The organism is Streptococcus constellatus subsp. constellatus (genome assembly GCF_023167545.1).
In the GTDB taxonomy this organism is placed as follows: Bacteria; Bacillota; Bacilli; order Lactobacillales; family Streptococcaceae; genus Streptococcus; species Streptococcus constellatus.
In genome coordinates, this window is record NZ_AP014647.1 from 529,262 (window position 1) to 554,833 (window position 25,572).

The following is a 25,572-nucleotide window of genomic DNA, read 5'->3' on the forward strand; positions in this document are numbered from 1 at the left end:
TTGAGATAAGAAGATTTTCTAATTTGTTTGATTGAAACAAATGTTCTTATGAAAAAAGCCATTTTTGTTGTAGAATCGCTTCTTTTCATCAACTTTCAAAAGTTCTGTAGAAAAAGTATGGAAAATCTCATGTTTTTCAATTCTGTAACTTTTCTACGGTTTAAACTCGACTTTTTTGATAAAATTAGACCATGACTTGTAAATGGAGGCTATATGTCAAAAGAGATACTTACAGGGCTTAGTCAAAAAGAAGTTAAAGCACGCGTCCAAAAAGGCTTGGTCAACGAAGTAACGGTTAGCACGGAAAAAACAACTTGGCAAATCATTCAGTCAAATGTGTTTACTTATTTTAATTTTATATTTTTTGTCCTTGCTGTGTTGCTAGTTATTGTACAATCATGGAATAATTTACTTTTTTTACCTATTGTTATTATCAATTCTTTGATTGGAATTGTTCAGGAATTAAGAGCTAGAAAAATATTGAGTAAAATGCAGTTGCTTCATCACAATACGGCAATTGCCATGCGAGACGGAAGAGAAGTTCAGCTAGACACGAAAGATCTAGTACAAGATGATATCGTTCTTTTTTCCTCAGGTGACCAAATTTATGCAGACGCTTGCCTTGTATCAGGTGGTTTGAGGGTCAATGAAGCACAATTAACTGGTGAGGCTGACGAAATTGTAAAGAAAGAAAATGACACCATCATGTCAGGTAGTTTTGTCGTATCTGGCAAGGCTTATGCTCGTTTAGAAAAAGTAGGCAATGATTCTTACATCAATCAACTAACGTTGAAAGCCAAGGAAGTATCTGGAAAAGAAGAATCTGAAATGGTTCATTCTGTCAATAATCTGGTCAAGGCGATTGGATTTTTGATTATTCCTTTGGGACTCATCTTATTTTTCCAAAGCTATGTGACCAATCATGAAAGTTTTCAGGTTAGTATTGTCTCGACAGTAGGGGCGATTATTGGTATGATTCCAGAAGGTCTCTACCTGTTGATGACTTTAGCCTTAGCTTTAGGAGCGGTTAGTCTGGCGAGACAGAAAGTTTTGTTAAATAGCATGAAAGGGATAGAGTCTCTTTCTCGTGTGGATGTTTTATGTGTAGATAAGACTGGGACCATTACGGAAAATACGATGAAGGTTACACAAATTTTTTCTGTCCATCAAAACGAAAATACTTCACGCGAAGCTCTTAAACAGTATCTAGCAGCAAGTCCAGATGAGAATGAAACGATTGCAGCAATTCGAAACTTTTTTGTGTCAGAAATAGCAAAAGAGTCTTGGGCTGTATTGTCAACCTTTCCGTTTAGCTCAAAAAACAAATTTGGTGCCATTTGCTTTAACGAGGGAACCTTTATTTTAGGAGCTCCAGAATTTGTATTAAAAGAAAAACTGGAAGAATATCGTAGCTATATCCAAAAGTATGCAGAAAGTGGAACGCGGGTTCTTGTTTTTGCTGAGTCAAAAGAACAACCATTTACAGGTGATTTAACTCAAACGATAGAACCACTATTATTTATCCTTTTGGAAAATCCAATTCGAGAAAATGCGGCTGAAACATTTTCATATTTTAATGTTCAAGGTGTGGAAGTTAAAGTTATCTCAGGAGATAATCCTGTCACAGTTGCGGCAGTTGCTGCCAAAGCAGAGATTCCTCATGCAGATAATTATATAGATGCACAAACGTTAGATACTGATGAAAAAATCACTCAAGCAGTTGAAAAATATACTATCTTTGGTCGAGTAACTCCTCAACAGAAACAAAAATTTGTTCAAGCGCTTCAAGCCAATCAGCACAAAGTCGCCATGACAGGAGATGGTGTAAATGATATCTTAGCGATGAAGACAGCAGATTGCAGCATTGCTATGGAATCTGGCAATAATGCTACTAAGCAAATTGCACAAGTTGTTCTGCTGGATTCTGATTTTTCACATATGCCCCACATTGTGACAGAGGGACGCAGAGTTGTCAATAACATTCAACGCTCTGCTAGCTTATTTCTTGTAAAAAATATTTTTTCCATTTCGCTAGCTATTTTATCTAGCTTGTTTGCTTTTACTTATCCATTACAAGCTTCCCAAATTTCTTTGATTAGTGCATTTACGATTGGAATTCCGGGATTTATGTTAGCTCTGGAACCGAATAAACAACGCATTCGAGGGCGTTTTATTAGAACAGTTTTGCAGAATGCTATACCGGCAGCGCTTGTTGATTTGCTAGCCGTTTTGATTGTCATGGTGTGCGGTCGAATTTTTCGATTATCTACGCAAGAAGTTGCAACTTCTTCAGTTATCTTGTTAGCCGTAGTTGGTTTTATTATTATCATAAAACTAATCCAGCCACTTAATCGAATGAAAACGACGATAGTACTTTTTAATATTATTGGGTTAATAGTTTCAGGATTATTATTTCATTCTATCTTTTCTTTATCTAAAATCTCACCTATCACCATTATCCTCACAATCATTCTCTCTTTAATGTTAGAATCGCTAATGAGATTCTTTCAATATATTAGTAATCGATTATTTGCTACATGTGATCAATGGTTGAACAGATATCAAGCAGCAAAAAAAATATCGGAAATCTAAAATTTCCGATATTTTTTCATTTTGATAAAAACAAACCAATCACCATAGCGAGATATAGAAAGCAGGTCAAAATAAAACCAGCTCGCCAGAAGAATTTAAAAAATCTGGGATAGTAAAAACTGCGTTTAACTCTAAGAAAATAAACGGTAATAGCAATTGCTAAGGTAGAGAGCGCTAAAGTCAGCTCTGGCAATAAGCTGTGATAGAAAGCTTTATCTGAGATGACATAGAATTCTAGCACGAGAAGTGGAAAGGCCAAATCTGCAAAATTTAAGCCAAATTGTTTCAGACGAAATAATTTGGTGATAATAATAGTTAAAATAATAGTTAAAAAGATAAATAAAACAGAAGCTATTTTTAATAATGTCATAAGTTTATTTTACCATAAAAACTGGAGAAAGATAGAAAAATTTTTCGTGTTTTTTCTTGCAATTTAGCAGCTTTAGTGTATAATAGAAAAGTATGCATAAGCATACTTGTGGGAGGTAAAAATATTACGTTACCGCCAAAACCACAAAGGAGGATTTAAAAATGGCTAAAAAAGTCGAAAAACTTGTAAAATTGCAAATCCCTGCTGGTAAAGCTACTCCAGCTCCACCAGTTGGTCCTGCGCTTGGTCAAGCCGGTATCAATATCATGGGATTCACAAAAGAGTTCAACGCTCGCACAGCTGATCAAGCTGGCATGATTATTCCAGTTGTTATCTCTGTATACGAAGACAAATCATTTACTTTCGTTACAAAGACTCCACCAGCTGCTGTTCTTTTGAAAAAAGCTGCTGGTGTCGAAAAAGGATCAGGTACACCTAATAAAACGAAAGTTGCAACAGTTACTCGTGCACAAGTACAAGAAATTGCTGAAACGAAGATGCCAGATTTGAACGCTGCAAACCTTGAGTCTGCAATGCGTATGATCGAAGGTACTGCTCGTTCTATGGGATTCACTGTTGTTGACTAATCAATAACACCCAAACCCGCAAGACTTCATCAGACGAGAAGGACGTGGGAGATGAAAATCGATTGAACCACTTACAAGGAGAATAGAAAATGGCTAAAAAAAGCAAACAACTTCGTGCTGCTCTTGAAAAAATCGACAGCACAAAAGCATACAGTGTAGAAGAAGCTGTAGCACTTGCAAAAGAAACAAACTTTGCAAAATTTGACGCAACTGTAGAAGTTGCTTATAACTTGAACATTGATGTAAAAAAAGCGGATCAACAAATCCGTGGTGCAATGGTTCTTCCAAACGGAACTGGTAAAACTCAGCGTGTGCTTGTTTTCGCACGTGGTGCAAAAGCAGAAGAAGCAAGAGCTGCTGGTGCAGACTTCGTTGGTGAAGATGATCTTGTTGCAAAAATCAATGACGGCTGGTTGGACTTTGACGTAGTAATCGCTACACCTGACATGATGGCACTTGTAGGTCGCCTTGGACGTGTCCTTGGTCCTCGTAACCTGATGCCAAACCCTAAAACTGGTACTGTAACAATGGACGTTGCAAAAGCAGTTGAAGAGTCTAAGGGGGGTAAGATTACTTACCGCGCAGACCGTGCAGGTAACGTACAAGCTATTATTGGTAAAGTTTCATTTGAAGCTGACAAGTTGGTTGAAAACTTTAAAGCATTCCACGATGTGATTGCCAAAGCAAAACCAGCTACTGTAAAAGGAACATACATGACAAATCTTACTATCACTACTACTCAAGGTGTAGGTATTAAGGTTGATGTCAACTCGCTTTAATTTAAGAATAAAAACTCTATCGATGGATAGGGTTTTTTTATGAATAACTCATATTTAAATGGAGTTTATCAGACTGATAAAAATAGCAGATAAAAGCAACAACGTTTTTGGAATAAATCAATTAATCTATTAGGAGAAAAAAGGATATGTTACATACATTATTGAAGTAGGAGTCAGTCAAAAAAACTAAATTTCTTTTGTTAATTTTGATATTTTAAAAAATAGGACTATATAAAAATTATAAATTATGGTAAAATAGTACAGATAAAATAAGGAGAGTAAAAATGGTAGTCCCGAAATATAAACGTATTTTAATCAAGTTATCAGGTGAAGCTCTTGCTGGTGAGAAAGGGATAGGAATTAACATTTCAACCGTTCAAAAAATGGCAGAGGAAATCAAGGAAGTGCATGATTTGGGTATTGAAATCGCCCTTGTTATCGGTGGTGGGAATCTCTGGCGTGGAGAGCCTGCGGCAGAAGCAGGAATGGATCGTGTGCAGGCTGACTATACTGGAATGCTTGGGACCGTTATGAATGCTTTGGTGATGGCTGATTCATTGCAACAAGTAGGTGTGGATACTCGTGTCCAAACTGCGATTGCAATGCAGCAAGTGGCAGAACCTTACATTCGTGGACGAGCACTTCGCCATCTGGAAAAAGGTCGTATCGTCATTTTTGGTGCCGGTGTTGGCTCACCTTATTTCTCAACGGATACAACAGCTGCCCTTCGTGCGGCCGAGATTGAAGCTGATGCGATTCTTATGGCGAAAAACGGTGTTGATGGGGTCTATAATGCAGATCCAAAGAAAGATAAGACAGCTGTGAAGTTTGATGAATTGACTCACCGCGATGTGATTAACAAAGGATTGCGGATTATGGATTCAACAGCTTCTACCCTTTCAATGGATAATGATATTGACCTTGTTGTGTTCAATATGAACGAATCTGGTAATATTAAACGGGTTGTTTTCGGAGAACAAATCGGAACAACTGTTTCAAATAATGTAGAAAAAGAAGAGGATTAAGTTATGGCAAATGCAATTGTAGAAAAAGCGAAAGAAAGAATGACCCAATCACACCAAAGTTTAGCACGTGAATTTGGTAGTATTCGTGCTGGGCGTGCGAATGCTAGTCTTTTAGATCGCATTACAGTAGAATACTATGGAGTGGAAACTCCACTCAATCAAATTGCTTCTATCACAATTCCAGAAGCGCGCGTGTTATTGGTAACACCTTTTGATAAATCATCTATTAAAGATATTGAACGTGCTTTGAATGCTTCTGATCTGGGTATTACACCTGCTAGTGATGGTTCTGTTATCCGTCTCGTCATTCCTGCTTTGACGGAAGAGACTCGTCGTGATTTGGCTAAAGAAGTTAAAAAAGTTGGAGAGAATGCTAAGATTGCTATCCGGAATATCCGCCGTGATGCTATGGATGAAGCGAAAAAGCAAGAAAAAGCAAAAGAAATTACTGAAGATGAACTGAAAGGTCTTGAAAAAGACATTCAAAAAGTGACAGATGACGCTGTTAAACACATCGATGAAATGACTTCTACTAAGGAAAAAGAATTGCTTGAAGTGTGATGTTTCTTTCCATGATTGAAAATGAAAAACTAAAACTCAGTTAGTTTGGCTAGCTGAGTTTCTTTTGAAAGGGAGCTGAAGCAATGCTCCTTTAAATGATAGAAAGAGAAAAATGAATACAAATCTTGCAACATTTATAACAGGTCTAGTAACCGATGAAAACGATCGCTTTTACTTTGTTCAAAAGGATGGTCAGACTTATGCTTTAGCTAAAGAAGAAGGTAAGTATCAGCTAGGAGAAACGGTCAAAGGTTTTGCTTATAGTGATATGAAACAGAGACTTCGCCTGACGACTCTCGAAGTCACAGCAACTCAGACGACTTTTGGTTGGGGGATGGTAACAGAAGTTCGCAAAGATCTGGGGGTCTTTGTTGACACAGGACTTCCGGATAAGCAAATCGTAGTGTCGCTGGACATCTTGCCGGAGATAAAAGAACTCTGGCCCAAAAAAGGGGATCAGCTTTATATTCGCCTAGATATCGATAAAAAAGACCGAATCTGGGGACTTTTGGCCTATCAGGAGGATTTTCAGCGCTTAGCGCGTCCTGCCTACAATAATATGCAAAATCAAAATTGGCCAGCCCTTGTTTATCGACTCAAACTCTCTGGCACCTTTGTTTATCTGCCAGAGAATAATATGCTGGGCTTTATCCACCCCAGCGAACGTTATACCGAGCCACGTCTCGGTCAAGTGCTAGATGTGCGGGTGATTGGCTTTCGGGAAGTTGATCGTACCCTCAATCTTTCACTAAAACCTCGCTCTTTTGAGATGCTGGAAAATGATGCTCAAATGATTCTGACATATCTAGAAAGTCAAGGAGGTTTTATGACTTTGAATGATAAGTCGTCCCCAGAGGATATAAAGACTACCTTTGGCATTTCCAAAGGACAGTTTAAAAAAGCTTTAGGCGGTCTGATGAAAGCTGGCAAAATCAAGCAAGATGCAAGTGGGACGGAGTTGGTTTGAGATGCCAATCAGTCTTTTCCCAAGAGTTGTGATAGAGTAAAGAGTGTGTTAAAAAATAAATCTCGTAAAAGGAGGTTATCATGCTAGCAATTGAAGAAGTTAATCAGCTATGCTTAGAAAATTTGCCGGCCGTAACCATTTTGACTGGTGATGACGTGGGTCAGTTTGAATTATTAAAATCTCAGTTCTTACAGCAGATTTGTTATGAAGCTGCAGATTTGCGTTATACCCATTTCGATATGAAAGAAGCTGCTTATCCAGATGTGGAGATCGATTTAGTGAGTTTGCCCTTCTTTTCCGAAGAGAAAATCGTTATTTTGGATCATTTTTTAGATATAACAACGGCTAAAAAGCGCTATTTGACAGATGAGGAATTAAAATCTTTTGAGCAATATTTGGAAAATCCTGCAGATACGACAAAATTAGTCATTTTTGCAGAAGGGAAGTTAGACAGTAAACGGCGAATTGTAAAATTGCTCAAGCGAGATGGTAAAATTTTTGAAGCAAGTGAGCCCAAAGAACAAGAATTACGCACCTACTTTAGTAAGCAAGTTCAAGAACAGGAGTTAGAACTTCGTTCGCAAGTTTTAGAAGAATTACTTATTAAATCTGGTTTCGATTTTAGTGAAATTAGTAAAAACTTAGCTTTTTTAAAGGATTATAAAAAAGATGGCATCATTACAAGCGAGGACATTGCTGAAGCAATTCCAAAAACTTTACAGGATAATATTTTTGATCTTACCCAGATGATTTTGCATCAAAAGGTGGACGCAGCGAGAAGTTTGGTACGAGATTTGACCTTGCAAGGTGAAGATGAAATCAAGCTGATTGCAATTATGTTGGGCCAGTTTCGTATATTTGCACAAGTGAAAATCCTCTTTGAAAATGGACGTAATGAAAGTCAGATTGTAGCAGATTTGTCTGGTTATTTGGGACGAAAGGTGAATCCTTATCAAATTAAATATGCCTTGCGCGATGTCCGCTCATTATCCTTGGAAATTTTACAAAAGTCTCTCTCCTGCTTGATTGAAACAGATTATCAAATTAAATCAGGGGTTTACGAAAAAGATTACTTATTTGACTTAGCTTTATTAAAGATTGTAACCCACAACTTATAAGCAAATAAGTTGAAAATTTTGTGGGTCTACGTTATCATTTTCATATAAAATGATAAAGGGGAAAAACCAATGGCAATTATTTTACCTGATCTACCTTATGCTTACGATGCTTTGGAACCGTATATTGATGAAGAAACCATGCACTTGCATCATGACAAACACCACAATACTTATGTAAATAATGTAAATGCGGCGCTAGCAAAACATCCTGAAATCGGTGAGGATTTAGAGCGACTTTTAGCTGATGTTGAGTCTATTCCAACCGATATCCGTCAAGCAGTAATCAATAATGGTGGTGGTCATCTCAACCATGCTCTTTTCTGGGAATTGATGACACCAGAAGAAACAGCACCATCAGCAGAATTAGCAGCAGATCTTGAAGCAACTTTTGGCTCATTTGACGATTTCAAAATAGCCTTTACGACAACTGCAACGACTCGCTTTGGTTCAGGATGGGCTTGGCTAGTGGTAAACAAAGAAGGTAAGCTAGAAGTGATGTCAACTGCTAACCAAGATACGCCAATCTCTGAAGGAAAAACACCTATTTTGGGAATTGATGTTTGGGAGCATGCTTACTATGTGAAATATCGCAATGTTCGCCCAGACTACATTAAAGCTTTCTTTTCAGTTATCAACTGGAATAAGGTCGATGAATTGTACAAAGCAGCGAAATAGAAAAAGACGAATCTGAAAAGGGTTCGTCTTTTTCTGTTGTCATATATCATAAGAATTACTTATAAATTCCAGCCAAATAAAACCAGATTTGTTCCTTGAGAAATTTTAGAGAATGATCATTGGTTCGATCAATGACACCGAAAACAAGATAGTGATTTCTAAACAGCAGTTCATAATCAATATGTTCTCCAATAAGGACAATTTTCCCTCTTTTATTGTATTTTCGGATTGTTTCAATTCTTTTGGTGGCATCTTTAAATGAGAAAAATTTGGATTGTACCACAAAATAAGTAGTTGGACGAAAAGTTCTTTGTGCAGAATGCGTCAATTGCAGCTTTATTTTAAATAATTGATGGATCGTGCGAAGATAGAGAGCGATAAAATATAGCGACATAGAGCTAATAAACGAAAAAGGTTGAATTTGAATCATTATGTTTCCTCCTGACTTATATCCTACCATATCAAATGAAAGATAACTGAGCAAATCCTGAACGGTCTATTATAGGTCCTGAACGGTATTTTTTGAACCATTCAGGACCTTATAGCTACCATTTGGGATTTTTACAATGCTTTTCAGAAATATTTTGAGATAATCAGAGTATAAAAAGGAAAGGAATTCTTCTGTATACATGTTCATTTTAGAAAAAATATTTCATATTTCAAATACTGCATTATTACGACTAGAAAAATTTCAAAATTGGGGAAATAGCAATGCCACAGCACTGTTTATTCTTTTTTTATCACTCAGCTATTTATTTATCCATTCTATTCCCATATTAAGTATACTACTAACCGGCTCTGCTTTTAGTATGATGATAAATTATGTTTTAATAGACGCTTATCTCAAATTACGTGTCTACTATTAGCTACGTAAAAAATAATCCGAGTTTATTTTAGAAAGGAAATCATTGTTGTGAATGTTAAGAAAACATTTGTTCCTCAAATAGATGCAAGAGATTGCGGTGTCGCTGCGCTGGCTTCCATTGCAAAATACTATGGTTCAGACTACTCTCTTGCACATCTGAGAGAACTTGCTAAGACAAGTAAAGAAGGGACAACGGCTCTTGGAATTGTTCAAGCAGCACAAGAAATAGGCTTTGAGACACGACCGATTCAAGGGGATATGTCCTTGTTTGATATGGAAGCTATTCCCTATCCTTTTATCGTTCATGTTCAGAAAAAAGCTAAACTCCCACATTATTATGTTATCTATAAAAATACGAAAAAAGGTCTGCTAGTTGGAGATCCTGACCCAAGTGTAAAAATAACCAAGATCTCAAAAGAAACATTTGCAACAGAATGGACTGGTGTTGCTATTTTTTTAGCACCAGAACCTAGCTATAAACCACATAAGGATAAGAAAAATGGTTTGATAAGCTTAATTCCTCTTATTTTTAAACAGAAAATGCTGGTCACCTATATTGTTTTAGCTAGTTTGCTTGTGACACTCATCAATATTGTTGGATCTTACTACCTACAAGGAATTTTAGACGAATACATTCCAAATCAAATGAGATCAACTCTTGGAATAGTGTCTATTGGTCTGATTATTACTTATATTTTGCAGCAAATGATGAGTTTTTCCAGAGATTACTTATTGATTGTACTTAGTCAGCGGCTGACCATCGATGTGATTTTATCATATATTCGACATATTTTTGAATTACCGATGTCTTTTTTTGCTACGAGACGCACTGGAGAGATTATTTCTCGTTTTACAGATGCTAATTCCATTATTGATGCTCTCGCTTCTACAATACTTTCACTCTTTCTTGACCTTTCTATTTTGATAATAGTAGGAGGGGTATTATTATTACAGAATACCAACCTTTTCTTCCTCACTCTGCTTGCTATTCCTATCTATATGGTGATTATTTTTGCTTTTATAAAGCCTTTTGAAAAAATGAATCATGACGTCATGCAAAGCAATTCTATGGTAAATTCTGCTATTATCGAAGATATTAATGGCATTGAAACCATTAAATCTTTAACAAGCGAAGAAGCTCGTTACCAAAAGATAGACAGCGAATTTGTAAATTATTTAGATAAATCTTTTACGCTTAGTAAATATTCTATTTTTCAAACAACTCTTAAACAAGGCTTTCAATTAATTTTAAATGTGCTTATTTTATGGCTCGGTGCGCATTTAGTTATATCTGAGAAAATCTCAATTGGGCAGCTCATCACATTTACGGCTCTACTTTCTTATTTTACAAATTCTCTTGAAAGTATTATTAATCTGCAAACTAAGCTGCAATCGGCTAAGGTTGCTAACAAGCGGTTGAATGAAGTTTATTTAGTAGAGTCTGAATTTAAAACTAAGCAAACACTTATAGAGAAAGGTTTCTTGACTGGTGATATTACGTTCCATAATGTCTCCTATAAATACGGCTTCGGACGAGATACGTTATCGGATATTAACTTAACAATAAAAATAGGAGATAAGGTGAGCTTAGTCGGTATCAGTGGTTCGGGAAAGACAACGCTTGCCAAAATGATGGTTCATTTTTATGAGCCTTATAAAGGGCAAATCCGTCTCAATGGAAATGATCTTAAAATGATTGATAAGAAAACGCTTCGTCAATATATCAATTATTTACCACAACAAGCCTATATTTTTAGTGGTTCTATCTTAGAAAACCTTACATTAGGGACGAATCAAATATTTTCTCAAGAAGAGATTATTCGCGCTTGTGAAATTGCAGAAATTCGTTCGGATATTGAACAAATGCCTATGGGATATCAAACAGAATTGTCCGATGGAGCTGGTCTATCAGGTGGACAAAAGCAAAGAATTGCTCTAGCACGCGCCCTCTTAACAAAGTCACCAATTCTTATTCTTGATGAGGCAACGAGCGGATTGGATGTTCTAACTGAGAAAAAGGTCATTGACAATCTGATGGGCTTAAAAGACAAAACGATTATTTTTGTTGCTCATCGTCTCAGCATTTCAAAGCGGACAAATCAAGTGATTGTTCTTGATAAAGGGCAGATTATTGAAACTGGATCCCACGCTGAATTGATGGAAAGACAAGGCTTTTATCATCATTTATTTAATAAATAAGGAGTGAATTATGAATCCCAATTTGTTTAAAAGTGTAGAATTTTATCATCGAAGATACCATAACTTTGCGACCGTTCTTATTCTTCCTTTGGTATTGTTCGTTCTATTTCTGGTTCTTTTTTCCATTATTGGTCAAAAGGAAGTGACTGTCAAATCTATCGGTGAAATTACGCCAACGAAAGTCATTGCTATGATCCAATCAAGCAGCAATAATACGATTTTGATTAACCATTTAGCTGAAAATAAGGCAGTCGTAAAAGGAGAGTTGTTGATTCAATATGTAAAAAATATGGAAGTCTCTCAACAAACAGCTATTAAAACTCAACTTGCGACTTATCAACGACAAAAAGTTGGCTTAGAAACACTCAAATCGAGTTTGCATCAAGGGATAAATCTTTTTTCGGGTGAAGATGAATTTGGCTATGCTAATACTTTTAACAATTTTATCAAACAATCACAGGATCTATCATTAGGAATTTCAAAAAGCAATATCGAAGTCAGTAAACAAGCTTCTTTGGCTCATAACACAATTGCTGCGATTGATCAGCAAATCAATGATTTAACAAAACAGATAAATGATTATCGTGAACTGCATCAGGTCATCTCAGAGAATGCTTCACATTTACCCAAGAGTAATCCACATCAAACAACATTCAACATGTATAAGAAACAGTATCAAGCTAATCCAGATACTTCCCTCACAAATCAGTATTTGTCTCAAATTGATACCAATATATCCAATTTAAACTCTTCCATTGCGAATCTAAAGATTCAAAAAGCTGGTACTGGAACTGCGGCGACTTATGACAATAGTCTTTCTACGAAAATCGAAGTACTCCGCACACAATTTATCCAAACGGCTGACCAACAGTTAGCAACCCTTATAACGCAAATCACTGATTTACAGAATCAATTGAATCAAGCAAATGTACAGCTTCAAAACAATAGATTAGTCGCTCCCGAAACAGGTGTTCTGCATATTAGTGAAAAGTTAAAAGGGAACAACTTATTACCTAAAGGAACTGAAATTGCCCAAATCTATCCAGATATCACCAAAACAAACGAAGTCCTTATCACTTATTATGTACCTTCAGCCTATATGACAAATTTAAAAAAAGGACAAACCACTCGTTTAACTTTAGAAAAAATTGGAAAGCAGTCCATCACCATTATCGGAAATATCAATAAAATTGATACTTCCGCTACTGAAACAAAACAAGGAAACCTTTTTAAAGTAACTGCCAAAGCTAAAATTTCTAAGTCCAATGGACAAGTTATCAAGTATGGTCTACAAGGAAGAGTAACTATTGTCATTGCGAAAAAATCATTCTTTGATTACTACAAAGACAAACTGTTAAACAATGTCGAATGACCGTTTAGGACGAAATCACTACCGTTTAAGATTTAACGATTCATTATTCAACAGTTGGATTATAATAAATATATCAAAAAGGAGGTTCCTATTATGGACAAAAAACAAACATTGGATCATTTTCATACACTTACAAGTCAAGAACTCGAACAAGTCGTCGGTGGCGGCTGGTTGGAAGACTTATTTAGTCCTTATTTAAAAAAGTATAAATTAGGCAAACTTGGACAACCTGATTTAGGATAACATAAAAACCATTACTGTACTTGATATTACAGCAATGGTTTTCTTTAATTCAGATGAATCTCAAGGACATGCTGGAAACGATAATTTTGACTAGCGCTAGTAAGAGAAACATTTGGGTACCTATCCAGAATTGCTAAGACATTTGATAATCCAATTCCTCGCCCAGCTCCTTTAGAACTAACTCCTGCATCAAAAATACGAGACATGTCTATATGTTCCTCTTTTATAGTATTTTCAATGGAGAATACCTGCTTGTTTTCTGACAAAATATAAGCAATCGTCATAGTTGGAGCAGCAGCTTCAATAGCATTATCACACAAAATGGAGACAATGGTGATAAAGTCAACTAATTCCATTCCTTGCGGGTAAATATCTTCTGGAACCTCCAATGAAACGGCTACATTATGCTCTTGAGCTTGTGCAAATTTAGCAGCTAGCAGGCTCTTTAAAGCTTCATTTTTGATATGGACTAACCGTCCGATATCATACTTGGGATTGCGAAAGCGCTTATTGGAATCTTTCAAAACAGAATGATAGACATTCTTTACAATACTTAGATTATTTTGTTCAATTCCTAATTTTAAGGTCATTAAAATATTTTCGTAATCATGCCGAAAATTCCGAACTTCTGTGTACAGTTCTTCAATGTGATGACTGTAGTTTTCCATATTTTTTAACTGTAAATCTTTTTGAAGCATTAAATCATTTTGGATTCTCTCTCGTAAATGACGGTCTAAATAATTGGCAACACTCACAAAAAGGATAAGATAAAGAACTACTAAACTTTCTCTAAAATTTAGTGTCTGTATGTTACTCTCGTTTTCTAAATAAGATAGAACTTGAACAATAAGATGATAAACAATCATGCTGATATTTACAAAGATGATAATTTTCTTATCGTTGTGATTAATTTTTTGAGATTTTAATGTCTTAAAATTATATTGAATTAAACGCAAAAAAAGTAATACTATCAGCGTTGCCATAATTGATGTGACAATCGGACCAAAAAAACTTTTATTGAGGCTTTCTACACTAAAACTAAATAAAGGAGATATGAAAAAAATAATCAAGCGTTGAATTAAATTCCATAGTGTGATTGGAAAAAGTCCGTAAAAAATTTTTAATGTTTTGTTGTAAGATTTTCCAACAATCCAAGAAAAAATTAAAAAATAAGTTGGACCTATCAGATAAGAAAATAAACTATTTGGAATAAAAGAAAAAATTATACTATAAAGTAAATTGGTTAGAATTGCTATCAGATATGTTTTAGTTGTTAATTTTTGTCCACTAATGTAGGAAAACAGAAACAACAATAAAAACATGTCTATGATAATCAATGATAATTGCACCATAATATCATTCCCTCCGGTGCAGGGCTGCAATGGCTTCTGTTAACCCTTTTATTTTTGATCTAGAAACAAGACAAGTAGCACCATTCTGGAAGTGAAGGATATGATTTACTTTATCCACTTGATGGACATTAGCTGGATTAACAACAAAGGAGCGATGACATTGGTAGAACCGTTTTTCTTTTTTTAAAATATCTAAAAGATTAGCAGTAAATTCCGTACGTCCTCTATGTGTGTAAAGAACTAAGCGGTGAGGACGAGAGGAAGTTTCAATATAAAGAATATCTTTAAATGGCACTTGTATTTGTGTATGAGGTGTTTCAAAGAGAAGAGCATCGTCTGCCAGCCCTTTACCTGTTAGGCTTTCAGTATGTAGCAGTGCAGTTTCGATCCGTTTTTTAAAGATTTCTTTTGATAACGATTTGTCAAGATAATCAAGGGCACCCACTTGCAGCTTAAACGCTGTAGGCATCAATTCAGAATGACTGGTTACAAAGACAATGATGGCATAAGGATCTATCTCGCGTATCTTTTTAGCAACGTCTAAGCCCTTTTCTTCCTCGGTTTTGATTTCAATGTCTAAAAAGAAAATCTGATGGCTTCCTTTCTCAGATATGGCTTCTAGTAATTGTTTAGGTTTTCCAACAACTTCAAAATGATGATATTGAAGATGATGTTTTTCGATAATTTCTTCAACAATAGTCTCCATATAATATTGTTGAGTAAGATCATCTTCTAAAATAAAAATATTCATTTTTATAATGTTCCCGATTGATAAAATATGTAAGAATTATGTGTAATTCTAGTATTTATTATATAAAAAGGATTGGAAGTTCACAAGAACAAAATATAAAAATATTCGATAGATTCAAAAAATAAACAAACTGATAACACTTTATAGCTATCAGTTTGTTTTTGCTTACTAAAAAAAGAAATGAAAATAAATCCAATTATAAAGGATATACCAGATAGAGGCTATGAAAGTATATAAATTCCACGATACATGAAAGAGAATCTGAAGTCGGATGTTTTGACTATAACGGTAAAATAGAGATAATGCCAATCCACTTAAAAAGTAAAAACTGAGATTGACCCAGTCTCTCTGAAGTAAGATCATGTGTCCTAACGTAAATAGACTAGCAGAAAGCAAGACGTCTAAATAATAGTTTGAATTGGTAAAGAACCGAGACATGACATATCCTCGATAAAAAAGTTCTTCTATAATTGGACTAATCAATACCGTTATGAGAATACTACAAATATCAAAAATTTTTCCTCCACTCCAGATACCAACCTTACTATAAAGTTTGGTATTCATAGTCGTTCGCGCCATATATTGCACCAAGTCTTTCCTTATGTCTGCCAATAAGAAAAAGATGAACAGTAAAGTAAGAAAAGCTGCGATATCACGTTTACGGATTTTCTTCCTTTTAAAAATAGAGGATAAATCTGCTCGTTTCAAGAGATAAAGGATGAAGAACAGCATCAATATCTCTTGAATTAATACCATAACACCAACTGCTGTCAAATTCCACTGAAACAAAATAGCAATATGAAGGGCTAAAGTTTCTGGAAGACCTGCCAGTAAAATAGTAAAAAGTATTATAAAAATGAGTGAAAATGCTAATTTCTTCATCGTATCTCCTATTTTGAAGTAACCTTATATTTTTATTCTACAAAATTTTTATAAAACATTTCATTGAGATCCCAAATGATGGCTTTGACGTCCTAAATGGTTAAAAATACCATTCAGGACGTCAGAAGTACCATTCAGGATTTGCAGATTTATAAAATATGTTATATGCTATACTAGATTCATCAGGTTGCAACAGGATAAAAATATGAAAATAAAAAGGAGGTATTCATCATGAATACAAAATCACTCGAAAAATTTGAAGTACTGAACTCTGAAATGCTAGCAAGTGTTGAAGGGGGAAAGAGACCAGGAGGAGCACCTGTTACAGGTATGACACAAGCACATTATACTTGTTTAGCCGCAACATGGGGAGCGACATTTGGAGGAATGTTAGCTCCGATTAGTTTAATAGGTAGCGTTCCGGGAGTATTAGCTGCATGTAGTGGTTTATAGTACAAACTAATAAAGAGGATAAACATAATGACCTATTTAAAGAAGCTACAATTATGTATTTTGTGTGGCTTGATAGGAGCCATGTTATTAGATTATTGGGCACATGATTTAAAGCAGCTTTATGCGATTATTGTAACTTATGCAGTGAGTTCAGTCTATATTTTTATCTGTATAAAAATATTGAAACTGAATAATAAAGTTACTTTGATATCTGCTATTACTTTGTCAGCTATAGTGATGTTTATTTTTCTACATGTTTTACCCCAGTTTACTATGTGACAAATTGAGTTTTATGTAATATTTTATCAAAAAATAGGCACGGTTTTTCAGAAAAAAGGTTCTAAGTGATTCGTTATTTAGAACCTTTGGTTTTTTGGTAGACTATTTTAAGATTTATACCATTCAAGATTTGGACAGCTACAAAGATAAAAATGTTATATCAAGTTTATTAGATTGAAATAGAACAAAGTGAGCTAAAAAATAGGTATTATGATGAATATAAAAATATTAGAAAAATTTGAAGTGTTGAATTCTGAAATTCTTGCAAATTTGGTAGAGCTAGTTATTAGGGAAACAATTTATTTGTTAAGGAGGTTAAAAGGGGATAAATATGAAGAATACACAGAGAGCAATAATAACAATGCTGATATCTATTATATTAATTACTATAGTAGGAATGTATTTTAAAATTAAAGTGATTAACATACTAAACCTTGGTCTCTCTAGTTTGGTATTAGAAATATTAATTCATTATTTTGCATACAAACAGAATAGACCTGAAATTACTTTATCAAAAACTTTTGATTTATACAAAAAGTTTGTTAAAAAAACATTGCTGATCTTTATTGTTATAATTACATTTGTTGGTTATAAAATTTTCTTCTCAGATATTCCTAATATTTTGTCCTTTTTCTATTGTCATATTATTGTTGTGTTTTATACTGTTGGTTATATTTTGTATTTAAATAATAATATATTAAAAAATGAAAGAGAGTGAGAATTTTATGTTAAATCTAAAAGGTGAAGTTGTAAATGAGCTATCAGATGTTCAGCTTTCCGAAATTAGTGGTGGAGGTTCAGGATATTGAAAGCCTGTTATGGTAGGAGCAAATGGTTATGCATGTCGCTATAGTAATGGTCGATGAGATTATAAAGTTACTAAAGGAATATTTCAAGCAACTACAGATGTTATTGTTAAAGGCTGGGCAGAATATGGTCCGTAGATTCCAAGACATTAACAAGTCTTTTAAAAGCGAATATAAAAATTAGATTGTTTTAGGAGTAATATTATGGGAACTTTAAGATGGTTTGCTGGTGGGCAGGAAAGAAGAGGACGAGCAATTTTTCTTATCAACCAAATGTTTTCTGAATTTGATAGTAAAAACGCGAATCCACTATATCAAGTGCTGGATTCTTATCGAACAGAATTGAAGTTTGATGGGACATCTACACCTTATATATTGAATCGTATGAATATTGATATTTCTAAAGTACTTTTAAACAATAATATACGACTGTCAAGTACTGAATCAAGTCAGTTAAAGGAGCTGAGGGCTTTGTATCATATTAGAATAATCTAGGTATTTGTGTGGATTGATAATTAGCTTCTATATAAGACCACTGAAAAGATTGGTACTGGACATGGTATAATAAGTGGACACAAAATTGTGTGGAAAATAGGAGAGTAGCATATCAAGAAAGATTTTCGATAACATCTGGGAGGGTGTAAATGAAAGCGATTTATAAAAATAAAATAGCTGATGTTTGGAAAATTAGCAGAGAAGCTGAACAACCTGATTGGGTGAAAGAAGCGTTTGCTAAAAATTACTTGTATTGGTTGGATGATCATCTTCGGATTTTAATGGCTGGTCTGAATCCTTCTACTGTGGAGAATTTAAAAATTGGTACAGTTGGAACAATAGGCGGTGGATTTGCAGGTTATGGTATGTATGTGTTGGGCTATATTGGTGATTATTTGGATATAAGCAATCATCGGGTAGTTTCTCAAAAAACATTTGAAAAAGAATACCGTATTCAAGAGAGTTTGTAGATAAATAAATTGATTTTTCTGACCACTTTTATAGCATTTCTAAAAAGGCTCTAAGTTATAATTCACTTAGAGTCTTTGATTTTTAGCAGACCAATTTTGAACAATCACTATTCAGGACGTCAGAAGTACCATTCAGGATTTGCAGATTTATAAAATACGTCGTGTGCTATACTAAGTTTATTAAGTTGCAACAGGTTGAAATTATTAAAATAAAAAACAGGTATTCATCATGAATACAAAAACATTGGAAAAATTTGAAGCACTGAACTCTGAAATGCTGGCACGTGTTGAAGGAGGAGGTTGTAATTGGGGTGATTTTGCAAAATCGGGTATTGCTGGTGGTGCAGGTAATGGATTGAGATTAGGAATCAAGACCAGAACATGGCAAGGAGTAGTTGCAGGAGCTGTTGGGGGAGCTATTATTGGTGGAGTTGGTTATGGAGCTACTTGTTGGTGGTAAGTGAAATGGGGGAATAAATGTTTGATATAAAAAGTTTCGCACTAGGTTTTATCACTATGATGATATTAACTTGGTTAGATAAACCAATTATTTACTTTCTGGATAAATGTAAGAAAATCTCAAAAAAATAAGATGATGATAAAATTTTTACTAATTAGTTTATTATATTTACTGGTTCTCTTGATAATATATTTTGTAACTTCACATAAGAAATTTATTATCATTCTTTCATTTCTATCAGTATCCTATTTGTGGTATATTTTCGTTTATATTTTAAATATTTAAGAAAATTTATCATTTGATATTGAAAATTATCGACAGGAAGACAGCTCGTTTGTTTTCCTGTTTCTTACTTTTTACCATTCAGGCTGTCAGAAGTACCTTTTAGGATTTTTGAAAATGAAACCGAGATAGTTGTATTATACTGTAAATAGAACATAAAGGAGTTTAAAATGATGAAAAAACAATTGCTAAAATCACTTTTATTTAGTTCGATGCTATTGCTTGCTTTTAGAAACGACATGGTTTTTGCTGATGGAGTTCATAAGGAGGAGCAACGCCCAGATACAACTGAAATAGTGTCTGAAGCTTCGACAGCAGCTGTTGTTAAAAATGACGCAAATCAAGATTCAATTGTAACAGATACGAAATCCGTAAGTATGCCAGAGTCAAAGGAAGATACAGTTGTAGAAAAGGAAAACTTGACAAACAATAAATCTGCTTCGACTTCAAACAAAACTTCTGCAGCAAATGGCGTTCCAAATTCTCAAGAATCAAAAGAGGTTGATGTTGCTACTTATCGTGAGAATATAGCTAAACTTCCTAAGGCTACGATAAAAGATGTTTATTCGGCTTTTACTTCGGATAATAAAGAACATACGATTTATGTAGGACGGGAAACTTGTTATTTTTGTCGACAATTCTCTCCTGAACTAAAAAAGTTTAATCAATTAACAGGTGGAAAATTAGAATACTATAATACGGACGGTGAAGATTTTGATGAACATGCCAAAGAATTTTTATTTAAAACAGTTGGTATTCCTGGGACCCCAACGATACTCTATCTTAAAAATGGCACATTAACTTCCGGTTGGGTCGGTGGAGGTATCACTGCTCAAGAACTCTATGATTATCTGTATTTTCATAAAGCGCCGGCAGGCAAAAAGCAAGAAGACAATCCTCGACATCAAGAGAATAAAAATGATAAAAAAGTTAAACAAAACCAAGAACCAGCTTCTATTGACTTAAAAAACAATGAGGAATCCTTACCAAAAGACTTTAGTGAAATTTCAAAATCAAATTCAGCAGACCATACTCATAAAACTTCAGTATTGCCGACAAATAGTGAAATGGAATTTAATGGGATAAAAGAGCAAAAGAATCTGCAATTACCCAAAACTGGCATCAAAAAGAGTAAAGGATTATTCCGATTTGGGTTGGCAATGCTTCTTCTTACATTATCATTTTATCTAGGGATGAGAAAAGGATTGAATGATAGAAAACGCTATTGAATCATCGTTAGTAAGAATTAAAAACGGATGATGATTCTGTGCATTCCATCTTGTCAAATGTCCATTCTTCCTATATAATGAGGTATATAAGTTAGGAGGAGTGCGTGAGTAGAAAGACAATGATTCTTTGTTTGATTGGTTGCTTTATGATGTGTGGTGTATTAGTATCAAGTGCTGTATACTTTGGCCAAGCTAGAAAGGCACATCCTACGAAAGTAGCTGCAAATTATCCTACCAGTCAAGAAAAGCTAAAAAATTCGTCAAAAGAGTCGAAATTAGTCACTCGTGTTTCGTCAAAGAGTATGGAAGAAAAGCAGAAAGTCATGGAATCTGATTTCCCTGTAATGGAAGCCTATGGTTTGTATTATGATTATGCTAATCTAAATTTGGTTCAAGTTGTAAAGGCTTATCTAGATGAGATGGGAATAGAGCATTCGAAGGTTGCATTTTCTTATAAGGACTTAACGAGTGGACAAATCTACGCTATGAATGAAACGCAACCGATGACAGCGGGCTCGACTTACAAATTGCCATTAAATATGTTGGTCGTTGATGAGGTAGAAAAAGGAAATTTATCAATGACTGAGCGGTTTGATATTACCCATACTCGCTATGAGTATATCGGTGAACATAATAACTATGTAGCAGCATTTAATGGAACCATGAACATCCCTGAAATGCAGGAGTATTCCCTTCTTTATTCTGAAAATACGCCAGCTTATGCCTTAGCTGAGCGCTTAGGTGGCTTGGATAAAGCCTATACAATGTATCAGCGCTATGGAAAAGGCAAAGGAGAAGTGAAGACCATCAACCAACAGAATCAAACAACGACGGACTATTATATTCAAGTGTTGGATTACCTTTGGAAACATCAGGAAAAGTATAAAGATCTTTTGTATTATATCGGTGAATCTTTTTCAAATGAATACTATAAACGATATGTAAGAGACATTCCAATCTATCAAAAGCCAGGTTATGTTGCAGAAGCTTTAAATGTAGATGCAATTGTATGTGAAGAAAAGCCTTATTTGATTGCTCTTTATACAGCGGGGCTGGGTGGGACAACTCCTGAGAGTAATGAAATTAGCGGTGTTGGTATTACACAAGTTGGTCAATTAGCTTATGTTATCAATGAATGGCATCGTGTGAATATGAATTAAAGCGAATGGACGCAAATTCCAAAAATTGTGCTGCAAAAGATAAGGTTCTATTAAAAATGTAAAGGCTCTCTTTTAGAGGAGGGCCTTTTATGTTATAATAAAAACAGAATGTAAAGAGGACTACAAGAATATCATGATTAACAAAGAGCATTATCGTTACATTAGAGAACATCCTGCTTTTAAAAATTTACCAGTTGAATTTTTTGATAAAATAGCTGTTGAGATTCAATTTCGCAAAGTGCCAAAAGGGCAAATTATTTTCTTTTCTGGAGACAAACGAGAGCGACTTTTTTTGATTTATAAGGGCTATGTTCGGATTGAACAGTATGACCAGACAGATTCGTTTAATTACATTGACTATGTGAAAGAAAATACCATGTTTCCTTATGGTGGCATGTTTGAGGATAAAGATTATCATTATTCTGGGATTTCTGTGACAGATTTGGAATATTTTTCTATTCCTGTTGACTTGTATGAATATTATTCCAAACAAATAATAGAGCAGATGTTATTTATCACACATAAGTTGTCAAATATTTTACGTTTTCATGAGTTACGTTTGCGAAATTCCGTTTTAGCGAGTGCGACAGAGCGAGTTATCCAAGCGATTTCAATTTTATGTATTGATTTTTGTCGAGATAGAGATGATATTCCTTTTGCCCTTAGTATGAAAGAGTTAGCCAAGTTGGGGGCGACCACTCGTGAAACAGTTAATCAAGTGTTGAAAAAATTAACAGAAGAAAACATTATTCAATATAATCGAAAGAAACTCGTCTTTTTGAATAAAGAATACTTTTTAAAGTATTTTGAAGATATGTAGAAAAGAAGGACAGAATTGCAGTCCAAAAAGCAATTTTTGGTTCTTTTTTAATTTAGAAACCTAAACATTTAAAAATATCCTCAAAAACTTCATTTGTTTCTAAAAAATAATTATTCATAAAACCAATAAAATGCATAAAATATTTATAGAAAGCGTTTTATTTTGAAATAATATTAGAATTTATTTTAAAAAAAGCAAAGGATTTGGCATTTTAAATGTATAATTGATTGTGAAAGAGCAAACAAAAGATATTACAATATAACATGTAAATAGAACTTAAGGAAACTTAAGTCACAAAGAAAAAAGAGGAGGACATAAGATGTCTACACATCCTATTCATGTTTTCTCAGAAATAGGAAAACTGAAAAAAGTTATGCTACATCGTCCTGGTAAAGAGTTGGAAAACTTGATGCCAGACCATTTGGAACGTCTACTTTTTGACGATATTCCATTCTTGGAAGATGCTCAAAAAGAACACGATGCATTCGCAGACGCTCTACGTAAAGAAGGTATTGAAGTTCTTTACCTCGAAAAATTGACTGCTGAATCATTGATTTCTCCAGAAATTCGTAACGAATTTATTGAAGAATATCTTGATGAAGCAAATATTCGCGGAGCACAAACAAAAGTTGCTATCCGTGATATTCTTCATGGTATAGAAGATAACCTTGAATTGGTTGAAAAGACAATGGCTGGTTTCCAAAAAGCTGAACTGCCAGAAATTCCAGTAGACGCCAAAGGTTTGACGGATTTGGTAGAATCTGACTATCCATTTGCTATTGATCCAATGCCAAACCTTTACTTCACTCGTGACCCATTTGCAACAATTGGGAATGCTGTCTCACTGAATCACATGTATTCAGATACACGTAATCGTGAAACACTTTATGGTAAATACATTTTTAAACACCATCCAGTATATGGTGGTAATGTTGAATTGGTTTATAACCGTGAAGAAACAACTCGTATCGAAGGTGGAGATGAACTAGTTCTTTCTAAAGATGTTCTTGCAGTAGGTATTTCACAACGTACAGACGCAGCATCTATTGAAAAACTCTTGGTCAATATCTTTAAGAAGAATGTTGGCTTTAAGAAAGTGATTGCATTTGAATTTGCTAATAATCGTAAATTCATGCACTTAGATACGGTCTTCACAATGGTTGATTATGATAAATTCACTATTCACCCAGAAATTGAAGGCGATCTTCGCGTTTATTCTGTTACTTATGAAAATGAAAAACTTCATATTGCAGAAGAAAAAGGCGATTTAGCAGAATTGCTTGCTAAGAATCTTGGTATTGATAAAGTTCATTTGATTCGTTGCGGTGGCGGAAATACAGTAGCAGCAGCACGTGAACAATGGAACGACGGTTCAAACACCCTTACAATCGCTCCAGGTGTGGTAGTGGTATATGACCGTAACGTTGTCACAAATAAGATTCTTGAAGAATACGGACTTCGTTTGATTAAGATTCGCGGAAGTGAATTGGTTCGCGGTCGTGGTGGACCTCGTTGTATGTCAATGCCATTTGAACGTGAAGAACTTTAAGATTAGAAAGAGGAAATAATAGAATGACAAACTCAGTGTTCCAAGGACGCAGCTTCTTGGCAGAAAAAGATTTTACACGTGCAGAATTAGAATATCTTATTGGTTTAGCAGCTCACTTGAAAGATTTGAAGAAACGCAATATTGAACATCATTATCTAGCAGGTAAAAATATTGCTCTCTTGTTTGAAAAAACGTCAACTCGTACTCGTGCAGCTTTCACAACGGCAGCAATTGATCTTGGTGCTCATCCAGAATACTTAGGAGCTAACGACATTCAGCTTGGCAAGAAAGAATCTACTGAAGATACAGCTAAAGTATTGGGACGTATGTTTGACGGGATTGAATTCCGTGGATTTAGCCAACGTATGGTAGAAGAACTAGCAGAATTCTCAGGTGTTCCTGTATGGAATGGCTTGACAGACGAATGGCATCCAACTCAAATGTTAGCTGACTATTTGACAGTTCAAGAAAACTTTGGTCGTTTGGAAGGCTTGACTCTTGTCTACTGTGGTGACGGACGCAATAACGTTGCAAACAGTCTCCTTGTAACAGGTGCTATCCTCGGTGTAAATGTTCATATCTTTTCTCCAAAAGAACTCTTCCCAGCTGAAGATATTGTGAAATTGGCAGAAGGATATGCGAAAGAAAGTGGCGCACATGTCTTAATTACTGACAATGCAGATGAAGCTGTTAAAGGTGCGGATGTCCTTTACACAGACGTTTGGGTATCTATGGGTGAAGAAGACAAATTTGCAGAACGTGTCGCACTTTTGAAACCTTATCAAGTAAATATGGATTTGATTAAGAAAGCTGACAATGAAGATTTGATCTTCTTGCACTGCTTACCAGCTTTCCATGATACAAATACTGTTTATGGTAAAGATGTTGCTGAAAAATTCGGCGTTGAAGAAATGGAAGTAACTGACGAAGTATTCCGCAGCAAATACGCTCGCCAATTTGACCAAGCTGAAAACCGTATGCATACTATTAAAGCAGTTATGGCAGCAACTCTTGGAAACCTTTATATTCCAAAAGTATAATTTAAAACTAAAACCGTTTACCAACAGCTATGAGGGCTGCGACTAATAGCTTTAGTCCAGTCCTCATTTTTGATAGTGCTCGTTTCAATTTTAGTATGATTTAAATAGGGGAAAAAGGCGATAAGACAAACAACTATGATTGCCGATGCAATCACCCTCAAAGAAATGTAGTTTGAGACATTATTGTTCTA

At 34.9% G+C, this 25,572-nt stretch carries 26 protein-coding genes and 1 pseudogene; 22 read left to right on the forward strand and 5 right to left on the reverse strand.

All coding sequences use genetic code 11. The features are described 5' to 3' along the window. Nucleotides 1-213 precede the first annotated feature (213 nt). Entirely contained in the window at nt 214-2,592 is a 2,379-nt protein-coding gene (locus tag SCSC_RS02675; RefSeq protein WP_006270156.1) for a cation-translocating P-type ATPase, read from the forward strand. Between the two features lie 16 nt (nt 2,593-2,608). Here the strand turns inward: SCSC_RS02675 and SCSC_RS02680 are convergent, their stop codons facing one another. Beyond that, complete coding sequence (locus SCSC_RS02680; RefSeq protein WP_003069942.1) at nt 2,609-2,962, reverse strand: DUF3397 domain-containing protein; 354 nt, start codon at nt 2,960-2,962, stop codon at nt 2,609-2,611. A 161-nt stretch (nt 2,963-3,123) separates the two neighbouring features. Here SCSC_RS02680 and rplK point away from each other — a divergent pair, with 161 nt between their 5' ends. The 7 genes from rplK to SCSC_RS02715 all read left to right on the forward strand — a co-directional run bounded on the left by rplK (nt 3,124) and on the right by SCSC_RS02715 (nt 8,674). Then, complete coding sequence (gene rplK / locus SCSC_RS02685; protein ID WP_003025466.1) at nt 3,124-3,549, forward strand: 50S ribosomal protein L11; 426 nt, start codon at nt 3,124-3,126, stop codon at nt 3,547-3,549. An 89-nt stretch (nt 3,550-3,638) separates the two neighbouring features. Then, a complete protein-coding gene (gene rplA, locus SCSC_RS02690) occupies nt 3,639-4,328 on the forward strand; it encodes a 50S ribosomal protein L1 (protein ID WP_003069939.1) in 690 nt (229 codons plus the stop codon). 284 nt (nt 4,329-4,612) lie between these two features. Then, on the forward strand, nt 4,613-5,353 hold the full coding sequence (pyrH, locus tag SCSC_RS02695) for a UMP kinase (RefSeq protein ID WP_003069937.1): 741 nt from the start codon (nt 4,613-4,615) through the stop codon (nt 5,351-5,353). A 3-nt stretch (nt 5,354-5,356) separates the two neighbouring features. Then, the gene (gene frr, locus SCSC_RS02700) at nt 5,357-5,914 is read left to right on the forward strand and encodes a ribosome recycling factor (RefSeq protein WP_003069936.1); all 558 of its coding nucleotides are present in this window, start codon (nt 5,357-5,359) and stop codon (nt 5,912-5,914) included. A gap of 112 nt (nt 5,915-6,026) precedes the next feature. Further along, the gene (cvfB, locus tag SCSC_RS02705; protein WP_006270135.1) at nt 6,027-6,881 is read left to right on the forward strand and encodes an RNA-binding virulence regulatory protein CvfB; all 855 of its coding nucleotides are present in this window, start codon (nt 6,027-6,029) and stop codon (nt 6,879-6,881) included. Nucleotides 6,882-6,961: 80 nt separating this feature from the next. Further along, nucleotides 6,962-7,999 (forward strand): DNA polymerase III subunit delta, encoded by a 1,038-nt coding sequence (gene holA, locus SCSC_RS02710; RefSeq protein ID WP_006270145.1) that lies wholly within the window; start codon nt 6,962-6,964, stop codon nt 7,997-7,999. A gap of 69 nt (nt 8,000-8,068) precedes the next feature. Then, entirely contained in the window at nt 8,069-8,674 is a 606-nt protein-coding gene (locus tag SCSC_RS02715; RefSeq protein ID WP_006270121.1) for a superoxide dismutase, read from the forward strand. A 55-nt stretch (nt 8,675-8,729) separates the two neighbouring features. Here SCSC_RS02715 and SCSC_RS02720 read toward each other — a convergent pair whose 3' ends face one another. Beyond that, complete coding sequence (locus SCSC_RS02720) at nt 8,730-9,104, reverse strand: hypothetical protein (RefSeq protein WP_006270124.1); 375 nt, start codon at nt 9,102-9,104, stop codon at nt 8,730-8,732. A gap of 483 nt (nt 9,105-9,587) precedes the next feature. Here SCSC_RS02720 and SCSC_RS02725 point away from each other — a divergent pair, with 483 nt between their 5' ends. The 3 genes from SCSC_RS02725 to SCSC_RS02735 all read left to right on the forward strand — a co-directional run bounded on the left by SCSC_RS02725 (nt 9,588) and on the right by SCSC_RS02735 (nt 13,353). Continuing rightward, entirely contained in the window at nt 9,588-11,738 is a 2,151-nt protein-coding gene (locus SCSC_RS02725) for a peptide cleavage/export ABC transporter (RefSeq protein WP_006270130.1), read from the forward strand. Between the two features lie 10 nt (nt 11,739-11,748). Next, nucleotides 11,749-13,110 (forward strand): bacteriocin secretion accessory protein, encoded by a 1,362-nt coding sequence (locus SCSC_RS02730; protein WP_006270117.1) that lies wholly within the window; start codon nt 11,749-11,751, stop codon nt 13,108-13,110. A gap of 93 nt (nt 13,111-13,203) precedes the next feature. Further along, nucleotides 13,204-13,353: a ComC/BlpC family leader-containing pheromone/bacteriocin gene (locus SCSC_RS02735; RefSeq protein WP_003025431.1), complete on the forward strand. Its 150-nt coding sequence runs from the start codon at nt 13,204-13,206 to the stop codon at nt 13,351-13,353. A 44-nt stretch (nt 13,354-13,397) separates the two neighbouring features. Here the strand turns inward: SCSC_RS02735 and SCSC_RS02740 are convergent, their stop codons facing one another. From SCSC_RS02740 to SCSC_RS02750, 3 genes are all read right to left on the reverse strand, one after another. Further along, a complete protein-coding gene (locus tag SCSC_RS02740) occupies nt 13,398-14,219 on the reverse strand; it encodes a sensor histidine kinase (RefSeq protein ID WP_232565280.1) in 822 nt (273 codons plus the stop codon). 490 nt (nt 14,220-14,709) lie between these two features. Continuing rightward, the gene (locus SCSC_RS02745) at nt 14,710-15,456 is read right to left on the reverse strand and encodes a response regulator transcription factor (protein WP_006270174.1); all 747 of its coding nucleotides are present in this window, start codon (nt 15,454-15,456) and stop codon (nt 14,710-14,712) included. A gap of 168 nt (nt 15,457-15,624) precedes the next feature. Then, nucleotides 15,625-16,338, reverse strand: a complete 714-nt coding sequence (locus tag SCSC_RS02750) for a CPBP family intramembrane glutamic endopeptidase (RefSeq protein ID WP_006270152.1) — start codon at nt 16,336-16,338, stop codon at nt 15,625-15,627. Nucleotides 16,339-16,569: 231 nt separating this feature from the next. Here SCSC_RS02750 and SCSC_RS02755 point away from each other — a divergent pair, with 231 nt between their 5' ends. The 11 genes and pseudogenes from SCSC_RS02755 (at nt 16,570) to argF (ending at nt 25,381) form a co-directional block, all read left to right on the forward strand. Further along, on the forward strand, nt 16,570-16,791 hold the full coding sequence (locus tag SCSC_RS02755) for a Blp family class II bacteriocin (protein WP_006267535.1): 222 nt from the start codon (nt 16,570-16,572) through the stop codon (nt 16,789-16,791). Nucleotides 16,792-17,467: 676 nt separating this feature from the next. After that, entirely contained in the window at nt 17,468-17,788 is a 321-nt protein-coding gene (locus tag SCSC_RS02760; protein ID WP_006270150.1) for a hypothetical protein, read from the forward strand. Nucleotides 17,789-17,795: 7 nt separating this feature from the next. Further along, nucleotides 17,796-18,014, forward strand: a pseudogene (locus SCSC_RS09460) (garvicin Q family class II bacteriocin). 66 nt (nt 18,015-18,080) lie between these two features. After that, nucleotides 18,081-18,371 (forward strand): bacteriocin immunity protein, encoded by a 291-nt coding sequence (locus tag SCSC_RS02765; protein ID WP_006270118.1) that lies wholly within the window; start codon nt 18,081-18,083, stop codon nt 18,369-18,371. A gap of 149 nt (nt 18,372-18,520) precedes the next feature. After that, nucleotides 18,521-18,841, forward strand: coding sequence for a hypothetical protein (locus SCSC_RS02770; RefSeq protein ID WP_006270149.1), 321 nt, complete (start codon nt 18,521-18,523; stop codon nt 18,839-18,841). 229 nt (nt 18,842-19,070) lie between these two features. Further along, nucleotides 19,071-19,301, forward strand: a complete 231-nt coding sequence (locus tag SCSC_RS02775) for a Blp family class II bacteriocin (protein ID WP_006270136.1) — start codon at nt 19,071-19,073, stop codon at nt 19,299-19,301. A gap of 452 nt (nt 19,302-19,753) precedes the next feature. Continuing rightward, on the forward strand, nt 19,754-20,812 hold the full coding sequence (locus tag SCSC_RS02780) for a DUF6568 family protein (RefSeq protein WP_006270120.1): 1,059 nt from the start codon (nt 19,754-19,756) through the stop codon (nt 20,810-20,812). 104 nt (nt 20,813-20,916) lie between these two features. Continuing rightward, nucleotides 20,917-21,972, forward strand: a complete 1,056-nt coding sequence (locus tag SCSC_RS02785) for a serine hydrolase (protein WP_006270146.1) — start codon at nt 20,917-20,919, stop codon at nt 21,970-21,972. A gap of 133 nt (nt 21,973-22,105) precedes the next feature. After that, nucleotides 22,106-22,792 (forward strand): Crp/Fnr family transcriptional regulator, encoded by a 687-nt coding sequence (locus SCSC_RS02790; protein ID WP_006270173.1) that lies wholly within the window; start codon nt 22,106-22,108, stop codon nt 22,790-22,792. Nucleotides 22,793-23,111: 319 nt separating this feature from the next. Further along, nucleotides 23,112-24,341: an arginine deiminase gene (gene arcA / locus SCSC_RS02795; protein ID WP_006270147.1), complete on the forward strand. Its 1,230-nt coding sequence runs from the start codon at nt 23,112-23,114 to the stop codon at nt 24,339-24,341. A gap of 23 nt (nt 24,342-24,364) precedes the next feature. Next, the gene (gene argF, locus SCSC_RS02800) at nt 24,365-25,381 is read left to right on the forward strand and encodes an ornithine carbamoyltransferase (RefSeq protein ID WP_003028184.1); all 1,017 of its coding nucleotides are present in this window, start codon (nt 24,365-24,367) and stop codon (nt 25,379-25,381) included. The last annotated feature ends 191 nt before the right edge of the window (nt 25,382-25,572 follow it).